Source organism: Pseudomonas sp. RSB 5.4 (assembly GCF_037126175.1).
Lineage (GTDB): Bacteria > Pseudomonadota > Gammaproteobacteria > Pseudomonadales > Pseudomonadaceae > Aquipseudomonas > Aquipseudomonas fluorescens_H.
Genome location: NZ_CP146986.1, coordinates 1558564 through 1570947, shown reverse-complemented (window position 1 = coordinate 1570947; position 12384 = coordinate 1558564). Strand labels below are relative to the sequence as shown.

Below are 12384 nucleotides of genomic sequence, written 5' to 3'. Positions count from 1 at the left end.
TGAGGCGCCGAATGTTTCAGCAGTCCCAGCAGCATGTCGCCAGCTATTACGCCCACAGTTGCGCCGATATCCTCAGCACACGGCCCGCTCTGGAAGGTGAGCACGACACCGAGGTGGTGATCATCGGCGCCGGTTTCAGTGGGCTGCACACCGCGTTGCGTCTGGCCTTGGCCGGCAAGCGTGTCACCGTGCTGGAGGCCAGTCGTGTGGCGTGGGCTGCGTCGGGGCGTAATGGCGGGCAGGCGATTCTGGGCTGGTCGTGCGACATGCCGCCGCTGGAAGCCGCGCTCGGTCATGAGCGCGCCCGGCGTCTGTGGGACGGCATGCGTTGGGCCGCGCAGGAATTGCGCGAACTGCCCGGGCGGCATGGCTTCGATTGCGACTATCGCCCGGGCCATTTGTGGACTTCGGTGATGCCGCGTCGGGTCAGCCTGCTGACTGAATGGCAACACGAGGCCAGTCACAAATGGGGCCACGACGGCCTGCAGTTCATTCCCCGCGAAGACCTGCCGCAATGGGTCGCCAGTGAACGCTATCAGGCCGGCCTCTACGACGCCGAAGGCGCGCACCTCAATCCGCTGAAACTCGCCCTTGGGCTGGCTGCCGCCATCGAGCGTGCCGGCGGGCGTATTCATGAGCAAAGCAAAGCGTTGAGTTATCAGCAGGAGGGCAACGGTTTCCGGGTCAATACCGAGCGCGGTTCGGTGAAGGCCGACGTGCTGGTGCTGGCCTGCAACGCCTATCTCGATCAACTCGACCCGCAACTCTCCAGCTGCATCCTGCCGGTCGGCACCTATCAAGTCGCCACCGCACCGCTGACGCCGGAGCAAGCCACTGCGCTGCTGCCGAGCAACGTCTGCGTGACTGACAACCAGTTCGTCCTCGACTACTTCCGGCGCACGCCCGACAACCGCCTGCTGTTTGGTGGTGGCTGCACCTATCTGGGCGGTATGCCCAAGGACATTGCCGCGGCAACAAGACCATTTCTCGAACGGGTGTTTCCGCAGCTAAAAGGCGTCGAACTGCCATTCGCCTGGGGCGGGCACATCGACCTGACGATCAAACGCACGCCTGACGTTGGCCGCGACGGCGATCGCTATTGGCTGCAGGGTTACTCGGGCCACGGCGTGCTGCCGACACTGGCCGCCGCCCGTGCGGTGTCCGAGGCGATTCTCGGCAAGGAAGATGAATTGGCGTTGTACCAGGGCCTGAGCAATGGCCGTTTCCCCGGCGGCAAATACCTCGCCGCACCGCTGGAAGCCGTCGGCAAAGCCTGGTATCGACTGCGCGACAGTATCTGATGAAGCTTTTCCCAGAAGATCAGCCATGAACAAACAAGAAGAAATCGCCGCGCTGGCGATCCTGATCCACGACCTGCGCAAGCACAAGAAATACACCCTCAAAGAGCTGGCCGACAAAATCGGCCGTTCGGTGGGGTTTCTCTCGCAAGTCGAACGCGGCCTGTCGCGCCCGACCGTGGCCGACCTCACCGCCATCAGCGAAACCCTCGGCGTGCCGACCACCTATTTCTACAGCCTGCCCAAGCCCAAGGAGTTGCCGTGGGTAACCCGCCCGGACGAGCGCCGCACGCTGTATTACGCCAACGGCATCACAGACATTCTGGTGTCGCCGCAGATGCGTGCCTCGTTCTCCATGCTCGAAAGTCATCTGGAACCGGGCGCGAGCAGTGGCGACCGGTACATGAGCGACAGCTCGGAGCAGGGCGGCTATGTGCTCGAAGGCGAATTGACGTTGTGGCTGGGCAATGACGGCGAGCCGGTGACGTTAAGAGCCGGCGACAGTTTTCAATTCGACAGTCACACCCATTGTCGCTACGGCAACCTCACCGGGCAGCTCACTCGTGTGCTCTGGGTCTACACCTGATAACAACAAAGGATGAACACGATGGACGCTGTCTGCTCTGACCTGCTCGCCGAAGTGCGCGCGTTTCGCCAACGCTACCCCGAGGTGCGTTATGTCGACCTGATTTCCCTGGACATTCCGGGGCATTTTTACGGTAAGCGCTATCCGGTGGACATGCTCGAAAAAGTTGCGGCGGGCAGCGCGCTTAAGCTGCCGCAGAACTGCGTGCTGCTCGGCGTGCAGGGCGGTCTGTTCAAGATCGGTGATTACTGCTTCAACGACGGCGACCCGGACGCCGTGCGCCGTTTGGTGCCCGGCACACTCAAGCCCGTGACTTGGGAAGCGCAGCCGCTGGGGCAGATGCTGATTACCTCCGACGGCACCGCCAAACCCATCGAGTTCGAACCCCGCGAAGTGCTGGCGAAAGTGCTGGATCGACTGGCGTCCAAGGGCATTCACCCGGTGGTGGCCTTCGAACTGGAGTTCTATCTGTTCGACAAAAAACTGCGCGACGGCCTGCCGCAATTCCCTCGCGATGAGCTGACCGACGACGCCGATGATCAGCCGAACATGCACATCGAGCGCCTGTCACGCTTTGCCCCGGTGCTCGACGAAATGGTTGAGGCCACAAGGGCTCAAGGCATCGACGCCACGGTGATTACCGCCGAGCTGGGGCCGGGGCAGTTCGAGATCAATTTCGGCCATCTGGACGACGGTTTGCGCGCAGCCGACTGGGCGGCGCTGTTCTGTCGCAGTACCCGTGGGGTTGCGCTCAAACACGGCTATCGCGCCAGTTTCATGGCCAAGCCCTACGTGCAACATCCGGGCAGCGGCATGCACGTGCATGTCAGCCTGTATGACGCGGCCGGCAACAACCTGCTGGCCGCTAATCACCAGCAAGCGCTGCGTCACGCGGTGGCTGGGTGTCTGGACTTACTGCCGCACAGCATGCCGATCTTCGCCCCGAACCAGAACGCCATGCGCCGCTTGAGCGGCACGGTGAACACCGCGACCAAGGCGAGCTGGGGTTACGAAGACCGCGATGCGTGCCTGCGCATCCCCGAGTCGGACACGAAAAACCTGCGCATCGAATACCGACTGGCCGGTGCCGACGCCAATCCGTATCTGGTGCTGGCGGCGATTCTGGTGGGCCTGGAACATGGTCTGGAATCAGGCAAGGAACCGATCCCCCCACTCAACGACGACCGCAACAGCGGCATCGATTTTCCGACGGAAATCCTCGATGCCGTGCGCGCGTTGCAGCATCAGCCGCAACTGCGGGCGGGACTGGGCGCCGAGTTTGTCGACGTGTATTGCGAGAACAAGCGTCAGGATCACCTGGCATTCATGCAGGAGATCAGTGCGCGGGAGTATCGCTGGTATTTGTGATTGCTGTTTCAACACACCACTCGAATCGGGTGCAGGGGCCCGCGATGACCGGATGGAATTTAGCACCGGTGAATTCCATCGTTCATCAAAATTGATGAGCGAGCAACAAGGTATTCTGAACATCGGGCGTGAAGATGGCGAAAGAACGGCTTCGAATGACGTCTGGAGATAACCAACGCCATCCCGTGCAATGTCTGCGCTGAGTTGGAAATAGTTGATTTTGGCTGGCAGCTATCGGCCAAAAGCAGACTGTCAGTTACCTCTAAAAAGGGGAGGCTTGGTAAAGTTACTCACCAGAGCAGCGTTTCCCAAGGGCAAGCTCCAACAGAGGATGCACGAGAGTCATGAATAGGCGATTTTTCACGGTGAGTACACATCGCTGGCATGCTGCGTGCCTATGCATCATCTGCAATTCAATATCCTTTGTGAATGAGGCTTCGATATGGAAACAGGCCTTAAATCGATAATCACATCGCAACTCTCTCGAATGGCGCAATCATCGCCATGACTGTAGCTATTAATCTGACCGGTGCTGTAAGAAACGAAGGTTTGTCTCAAGCAACCTGTCTATTCCATCCTCGCCTCTCGTTTCAGTCGCACTCGCAGAAATTGAATGATGCCAATAGGCTGCCATACTGAGTTGTCCAACAACAAGGTAATGGTCTTGGGGCGACGATGGGCGACTATAAGGGCATGCGTTGGTTCAAAACGGACTTTCAGGTTCAAACCCCGGAAGATAATCGCCATTGGGTTGACGACGATATGCGTCTGCATGATCGACGCCCATTAGTTGAAGGAAAGGCCTGTGAACTAGGCATCCAGGAAAAAGCCAAGCGCTTTCTGCAACGCTGCCATGAGCTTGAACTTCAGATGGTCGGCATCACTGACCATAATTTTTCAGAGCGATCAGAGCCGCGGGACTGGTTTCTCACCCACCTCGTGGAACAAAACAGATCGGTGGCTAAGGACCTGGAACGCGAACCTCTCGCAATTTTTCCAGGTTTTGAAGTCGACATCGGCTATCACGTTCTTTGCCTGTTCCAGCCGGCAAAAAAACAGCGGGATATTCAACGCCTCAACATGATCCTCAGCAAGCTGGGGCTGGCAGAGCATGAGCGCTTCCGGGCTGGGGCTCCTATGCAGCTGCGCCGTGATGGGCGGACACTCAGCCTGAAAGAACTGATCGACGTTGTTCAACATCATGATGGAATTGTGATTGCCGCCCATGCAGATCAGGCTGATGGCATTTTGTCCTCCCCTAACAATATCGCGGACTACCAGATACCCCAACTGCTTGCGGTTGAGGTCACCACCTACCCAATGCCGCCAAAGATTCGGTCGATTTTGGATGGAAGTAATCGGGAATGGTCCAGACGCGGACGCCAGCCGGCCTACGTCCAATCCTCGGACGCCAAATCGTTGAAGTTGGGCGAAGACGGACTACCACTGCCTAATTCACTGGGTTACCGATCGACCTGGGTGAAAGCCTCAAAACCCTCTATCGCGGCGCTTCGTCAAGCCTTTCTAGATGGCGCCTCTCGGCTCCGAATTCAGGACACCCGTCCTTCGGATGAACAGACGCATCCACGCATCGTTTTTTTGAAGTGCTACGGACTAACGTTCCTCGCTGACCAAGACGTGTATTTCTCGCCCAATCTGAATACGATCATTGGTGGCCGCGGTACAGGAAAATCGACGTTGATGGAATTACTTCGCTTCGCGTTTGCAAGGGATAGCGGCGACCATTTCTCTGCGTCTATTAAGGCGAAGTTTGATCGCCTCCGTCAGACCTTTACCGGTTATGCCGAAATTCAGATCGGTTGGGAAGCGGTTCCAGGTCAAGTGGATGTCATTTCGTTACGGCCTGATGGCCCTCATCAAGTCTTGCAAGGCGAAGTTCTGGACGTCGCAGCGTATCTCAAGCAGATACCCATCCAGTTCTATAGCCAACAACAACTGAGCGATCTCACCAGTGTTGGTGGAGAAAACAGCTTACTGAGTATGCTCGATGAAGCCTGCAGTGCGGAGCTGCAAGCACTCAAAGCCCGCGAAAATACTCTACGAGCTGAAATCGTGCAGGTCTTTGCCGCTTCCGACCAATTAGCCGAGTTGCAAAATGCTGAGAAAGACGTAGCGCAACAGCTGAGCGAGCTCAATCGTCAGTGGCAAGCGCGTAAAGAGATCCAGGCAGAAGCGCTGCAGTTCCAGCGGGCCGAGGCCGGGCGTCAGTACTTTGAAAAGGCGAAGGCTCAATCTGTAAACGATGCTGAAGCAATTAGTGCGCTTGCCGAAACGCTTGCACAGCCCGGGGTATTAAACGATGGCAAGATCGAAATTTGGCCGGAGGCGGTTTGGTTCAATGCCTATACCGAGGGTGCATCATCGTTACGTCTGAGATACTCAGAACAACTGGCCGCGCTTGCGGATTCCATGCGACGGGAAGCCTCTGAACTAGAACCGCAAATGCAGGGCTGGGAGGCGGTATCCGCTGAGCTGACGGCTATTAAAGACGGCTTCATGCGGGCCTGCCAAGATAGGGGATTGCAGCCTCAGGATGTCGCGCGGCTTCAGGAAATTGACAAGACGCGGCAGATCAAGCAGGGGAATTTGGAGCAGTTGCGCATACAGATCCAGGCCCTAGAGCCTGTAGTGGAAAAGCTCTCCGCTTTAGTAGATGAGCTGCACGTATTGTGGGCAACGCAATTGTCAGTTCGCAGTCAAACCGCTTTGGAGATCTCCGAGAAAGCCAACCATTCGATCAACATCCTCGTGCAGGCCATGGGTGATAAAGCTCACTTTCACCGTGTTTGGGAAGGACTCGCTCCGGACGGACGCGCCCGCATCGGTAGGGCATGGACACAGATTGGCGAGGTGCTGTTTGAAGATTTTCATAGCTACATGGCCGCTAATCGGCCGCCCGCTTACTCGCCTTGGCTGCATATCAAAACTGTCTTGATGGAACAAATTCCTGTGCCACAGCAGTTGGAGGGCCTCACCGGCGATGTTCGTAAGCATCTAGTCGACCATAAGGATAAATGGCGCGCTGCACGGTTAGTTCGCATTGAAGATCAAATTGATCTTGAGCTGTACCGCGCCGATGGCAGTCTTGTCGGAAGCATTCAAAGCCAGGCGCTGTCAGAGGGGCAACGAAATACCGCGGTACTGAAGCTGCTACTGGCGCAAGGTGATGGCCCTATCGTCATCGACCAACCAGAAGACGAGCTTGACTCCAATTTTATCTACCATGAACTAGTGCCTTTGCTACGTAAGATCAAGAATCGTCGGCAACTGATTTTGGCTACTCATAACGCCAACCTGCCTGTCAACGCCGACACCGACTTGGTGTTTGCATTGGATGTTAAAAAGGGCCGCGGAGAGCGACTAGCCGTAGGTGGGCTTGACCAATCAGATACAGCAAATGCGGTACTGAATATCATGGAAGGCTCAGCGGAGGCATTCAAACGGCGGTTCGACAAATACCATTTTTAGATTGAAATCTATTACACATGGACGTGGAATATAAATCTATATAGGAGCGAGACGCGTATCGCCTAGACTAGCAACAATGATTGAGATCGCCCATTAGGTCTCTTCAGCCCAATTCAGGACGCGGTTTAGTTGTGAGAAGGAAGTGTAAAAAAACAATCCAGATGCTGTGTCTGCGTGCTCTCTGCGGTTGACTGTTAGCTCCTGCAAAACCTTACGTCGATGGCGCGGTTGTCCATCAGTCTTTAACTGACCCTGCAAAAACCGCACAATTGCCGGCTTTTTCTCGACAGGGAGTTCCCATGCAACGGATTGTAATTCTTGGCAATGCCGGTAGCGGCAAATCTACCCTTGCCCGCGCCTTGGGCAAGCGTCTCGGTCTGCCCGTGGTGCATCTGGACACCCTGTTTTGGGAACCCGGCTGGATCGAGCCAGACGCCGAGCAGTTTCGCGCACGCGTCAGAGAAGCGATATCAGCGGATGCCTGGATCTGTGAAGGCAACTATGCCCGTCGCACATTCGACCTGCGCCTGCCTCGTGCCGATCTGATCATTTGGCTCGATACGCCGCGGCTCACCTGCTTCACTCGGGTGATCCTGCGCAGCGTATTGAATCGACCTCGTGCAGACCTTGCTGCAGGTTGTACAGAGAAGCTTGATCGGGCGTACCTGACATTCCTGAACTTCGTATGGAATTTCGATCGTGGCTATCGCCCTGGTATCGAGGCGGTGCGTCAGGCCATTGGCCCGCAGATCCCGACGGTGCACTTGCGATGCAAGCGCCAGATTGGCGCTTTTCTGGATAGCTTGCCCGCATCACCTGAAGTCTGCCTGATGTGACAGCGGTTGCACCGCCAGGTGTGGTGTTTCGCCGAAGAACTCGATCAGCAGTTCCAGTGAGCACACGAATCGGCCTTTCTGGGCGTATTCGAGAACTTCGACGGGTTCAACGCTGAAAAAGCGCTGGAAGAGGCGAGGAAGAAGGCCTGATTAGCGGGCAGTGGATGAAGGTGCCGCTCGCGAAAGCGGGCGCCACCTTTATTTTTTTACTGCTGCAAACGACTGCTTTTGTGCCGGCCCTGCTGCGGCAATGGCGTGCCCTGAACCGACGAACATTTCCGACGATTCCGTAGCCAGATTGCGTCATGACCCTGTCAGATACCAACATATGGATACTGGACAGTCGTGTCGCTGACTCATGAATCAGGAAGAGGCTTCACCAAAACCAATACGGCAGAAACTTCGGCGTGGGTTCGATCATGAGTTCCAAGTGGTAGGTGATTGGGTTGAAGAAAAACATATCCAGTATCAGAAATGCCGCTACCCCAAACGAAAGCGTCAAGAACTCGCGATGGGGATGTTCGACGAAGTACTCCTGTTTAACGTGATAGAAGCTCAACAACGCGGACAGCCCCAGGCCTGCGCCGAGGTAGTTGGGCTGTAACGGGACATTGGCGAAGTTGTTGTAAACCAGCACCGCCACCAGCATCCCCAACCCCAGCATGGGCAACTTCAGGCAGAAGTTCAGCAGGCCGTTTCTGGCGCGTACGAAGACGGCTTCCTTGCTGACGAAGAGGTAGGCGGCCAGCAGCGAAATGGCCGGGGTGATTGCCAGGATGTAGCGCGCTTTCTTGGAACTGGGAACAGTGAACAGCACCAGCAGCACCAACAGCCATCCGCTCAGATAGAGCAGCAGGTCGATGTCTTTATCGCGGGTTGGGCGAAAGAACAGTTTGTACTTCCTGAGAATCACGTTGATGGCGTAAAACACCGTGATGCCGTAGGTCAGCAGGCCTGCGGAGAAGTAGAAGTAATAGCGTGGCGCGTGGTCGGAACCGAAGCGTCCGATGCCTTGCATGTTCAGCACTTCCTCGAGGAACGCTTGCCCCCCTTGCAAGTAGGCCGCCCATCCCAGCAACACAACCCCCACCGCCAGAATCACGCCCGAGAGCAATGAAAACAGCAGCAACAGGCGCCACTGCCGGCTCAGCAAGTAATAAGCGCCAATGACACTCGCAGGTCCGATCAAGCCAATAGGCCCGCGAAACGCGAATCCCAGCGCCAGGCCGAGGTACAGAAACACCAGGCGCCGCGGGTCCTTTTTCATTTCCGCCGAATAGGCAAAATAGAAGCACATCACCGTTAACAACGCCGGATAGATATCCAGTGCCAGCGAGTTGACGCCGTCAAGAAAGGCCCAGGTCAGCAGGCTGAAAAGAACGCCGTACGCACCCCATTTTTTGCTGTGCAGCGCCCCCAGCCGATAAATGAATACCAGCATCAGCGACGCGGCCACGCAGGACGGAAAACCCATGGAAAGAACGGACACCCGGCCGAACGGCAAGGAAACCAGATAGACCAACAACGTATTGAGGACCGTGTAGTCGGGATAAGGCTTGAGGTCGTCGGCAATCGGGAACAGCGTGACACCGTGCTGCAACATGTACTCGGCAAAGTCGACAAAGCGTGTTGTGTAGTTGAGGACAGCGGGTTTGTACTGCAATGCCATGAACACGGCCAGTGTCATGAAAAAAATGCTCAGGCAGGGATTTTTCGTAATCAGTCCCGTCAACATTCCAGCCCGCGAAGTGCGCTCTACAACCAGCGGGGCATCATATCGATCCATCGTTAACCCTTTAGTGAAGTTGTTCTTTTGACCGCCATCCTGACAGTCCGGTGACGCCTGCATTGAACTTGTGTGTGGCGCGAGATTAACTTCGAGCCTAGCCCGCAACCAGGACTATTCAAGCATGACGGCCCTAAACACACCCTGAACAGAACCGATTAAAGTCAACAGCAAAGCCGCATTAACGAAGCGTGTCGAAACGGGCTTTGTGCATTTCAATGATTGAATATTCACAGTGATGTAAGGCCGGCTAAATGACGCGTCCTTTCTTGGGTGACGGATGATCGGCCGGCTCGGTCCTGACGCTTTTCAACAACTGTGCAAACGCGGTCTTGTCGATCGGCCGACTCATGAAGTAGCCCTGCACCTCGTTGCATTGATCCTTGCCGAGAATCTCCAGTTGTTCCTCAGTCTCGACACCTTCGGCGGTCACGGTCAGGCCCATGGCTTTGCCCAGACCAATGATCGCCTGAACCACGGCGCGATCGTTGGCGCCGTTGCTGATCGAGGCGATGAAGCGCTTGTCGATCTTGATCCCGTCGAACGGGTAGGCGCGCAGGTAACCGAGGGACGAGTAGCCGGTACCGAAGTCATCCATGTTCAGGCGCACGCCGAGTTGCTTGAGCGCATTCATCGTCGCCAGCGCGCCGTCGGTGTCGACCAGCATGACGTTTTCGGTGATTTCCAATTCCAGGCGACTGGCCGGGAAACGCGTCTGCACCAGCACTTCGCGCACGTCTTCGACGACATCGCTGAGGGCGAACTGCGCCGGCGACAGATTGACTGACAACAGGATGTCCGCCGGCCAGGTGAGGGCGGTTTCACAGGCTTCGCGCAGTACCCAGCGCCCCAACGGCACGATCAGGTCGGTCTGCTCCGCAAGGCTGATGAACAGGTCCGGCCCGAGCAGGCCCTTGGTCGGATGCTGCCAGCGCACCAGGGCTTCGACCGAGACGATGTGCTTGCCGTCGACCGTATAGCGTGGCTGGTAATGCAGGACGAATTCGTCGTTCTTCAACGCACCGCGCAAATCACTTTCCATCTGCCGGCGTGTCTGGATCTGGTCGCTCATGTGTGCTTCGAAATAGCACCAGGTGTTTTTGCCCTCGGACTTGGCCTGATACAGCGCGATGTCCGCGCAGCGAATCAGCTCGCTGGGCACGAAGCCCTGACGCCGGCTCAGGGCAATGCCGATGCTTGCACCCACGTGCAGCGGATGATGTTCGAAGATCAGCGGCTGGTGCAGGCTGTCGAGCAGCCGCGTGCAAAACCGCTCGACTTCCTGACGGCTGTCCATGCCATTGAGCACCACGACGAATTCGTCGCCGCCCAGGCGCGCGACGATGTCGTGCTCGCGGGTGCACTCGCGCAGGCAGCTGGCGACTTCCTGCAATACGGCATCGCCGGCCGGATGCCCGAGTGAGTCGTTGATCGGCTTGAAGTTGTCCAGATCGATCACCAGCAGCGACAGCGCTGGCGCGTGCTCCTTGAGTTGCAGTGCATCATCCAGATAACGCGCCAACTGGTTGCGATTGGGCAGGCCGGTGAGGGCGTCGTGCATCGACAGGTGCTGGATCTGCGCATGGGCGGCAACTTCGTCAGTGATGTCGCTGGCCGTGCCGCGATAGCCGCTCACAGTGTGCTTGTCGAGGATCGGGCGTGCCGACAACCGGCAGTGGCGTTGCTGCCCGGCATGATCACGGTAGGTGCAACGCAGGTCGCTGGCATTGCTGTTTTCGCTAAGTTTCTTCAGCCACAGCTCCAGCGGCGTGGTATCGCATGACACCAATTGCCCGATGCTCTGGCCGATCCACTGGGTTTGCGGGTAACCCGTCACTTCGCTGAAGCGCGCCGAGAGATAGGTCAGACGCAGCTGGTTGTCGACTTCCCAGATCCAGTCCGACGCCGCTTCGGCGACCGCGCGAAACCGCTCTTCACTGGCTTCTAGCGCATGGTTGGCCGCTTCCAGCGCCTGATTCGAGGCCTGCAGCGTGCTGAAGCTATGGTCGACGTAGGTCGAAGAGCGCAAGGCGTGACGCAAGAAATACGCGGTCAACAGCATCAGCACCGCCAGCACCGCGCCGAGCGTTGGCAGCAGCGACCACAGCAGTTGCCGGCCCGGGCGTTCAAGGTCCGCGCTGAGGTTGTAACCGGTGCTGTCCAGCGGCACCCGAGGCTGCTCCTCGGCGAGTGTGTCATTCGGTGCAAGTTTCAGGTTTTGCAGGCCGTAGGCAGTACCGATCGCCTGCAGTTTGGTCGGCGTCAGCTTGTCGACAAATACCAGCACCGAGGTCTGTTTCGGATCGCCCAACGGCCGCTCGTCGTTGGGCAGGATCGCCGCGGCCGTGACCAGTGCCGGCGAGCCGTCGAACAGCGAGTAGGTACTGATCGGCACCGTCAGATCGGTCTGGTTTTGCACTTGATCGATCAGTGACGCGGCAGGGACCTTGAGCAGGGCGCTGATGTCCACGTCGTCGAGTTGTCCCTGCACGACGGCGTACTTCGTGCGGCCCCGATCCAGCACAAACACACCGTCATAGCCGTCGCTGGTGAACAGGGTCTTGCCGATGTTCTGCTGGGTGTAGGCCCAGTCGGTATCGACGTCGGTGTGCAAGTGCTCGTAAGCCGTGGTCCAGTCGGCGTAGCTGGTGATGTAGCTTTTGGAGGCGGCGATGCGATTTTCCAGCGCACGGGCCGTATAGAACCGGGTTTGCTCGACATCCTCGCGATCCAGGCGAGCGGCAATGCCGAGCAAGGTGCCAATGGCGGCAATCACCCCAACGATAAACAGCGCACCGACCGCAAACGCCAGCCGCCGGGTGATTGTGCTTTGCTGAGGCGGAACAGGCGCAGCGGGAGCGAAGACATCCATATGCTCGTCCTTGACTCTCTGTCTGAATCATCTGGAACAGCGGCCTGCGTGCAATGTTCAATGTGTTTGCCGGGCTTGCACCGAGGCGGATTTCTCAAGCGTAGTGAATGCGCGGGGATTTTGCCTTGAGACTGCGGCGGGCGTGCGAT

General features: G+C 57.4%; 7 protein-coding genes. 5 read left to right on the top strand and 2 right to left on the bottom strand.

What is annotated here, in order from left to right:
* The first annotated feature begins 11 nt into the window (after nt 1–11).
* From V9L13_RS06960 to V9L13_RS06940, 5 genes are all read left to right on the top strand, one after another.
* The gene (locus tag V9L13_RS06960; RefSeq protein WP_338801992.1) at nt 12–1301 is read left to right on the top strand and encodes an FAD-binding oxidoreductase; all 1290 of its coding nucleotides are present in this window, start codon (nt 12–14) and stop codon (nt 1299–1301) included.
* 25 nt (nt 1302–1326) lie between these two features.
* A complete protein-coding gene (locus tag V9L13_RS06955; RefSeq protein WP_338801991.1) occupies nt 1327–1884 on the top strand; it encodes a cupin domain-containing protein in 558 nt (185 codons plus the stop codon).
* Nucleotides 1885–1905: 21 nt separating this feature from the next.
* A complete protein-coding gene (locus V9L13_RS06950) occupies nt 1906–3252 on the top strand; it encodes a glutamine synthetase family protein (protein ID WP_338801990.1) in 1347 nt (448 codons plus the stop codon).
* 675 nt (nt 3253–3927) lie between these two features.
* Entirely contained in the window at nt 3928–6741 is a 2814-nt protein-coding gene (locus V9L13_RS06945) for a TrlF family AAA-like ATPase (protein ID WP_338801989.1), read from the top strand.
* A 299-nt stretch (nt 6742–7040) separates the two neighbouring features.
* Entirely contained in the window at nt 7041–7577 is a 537-nt protein-coding gene (locus tag V9L13_RS06940) for an AAA family ATPase (protein ID WP_338801988.1), read from the top strand.
* 376 nt (nt 7578–7953) lie between these two features.
* Here the strand turns inward: V9L13_RS06940 and V9L13_RS06935 are convergent, their stop codons facing one another.
* Both V9L13_RS06935 and V9L13_RS06930 read right to left on the bottom strand, forming a co-directional pair.
* A complete protein-coding gene (locus tag V9L13_RS06935) occupies nt 7954–9264 on the bottom strand; it encodes a glycosyltransferase family 39 protein (RefSeq protein ID WP_338802841.1) in 1311 nt (436 codons plus the stop codon).
* A 349-nt stretch (nt 9265–9613) separates the two neighbouring features.
* Nucleotides 9614–12235, bottom strand: a complete 2622-nt coding sequence (locus V9L13_RS06930) for an EAL domain-containing protein (protein WP_338801987.1) — start codon at nt 12233–12235, stop codon at nt 9614–9616.
* Nucleotides 12236–12384 lie beyond the last annotated feature (149 nt).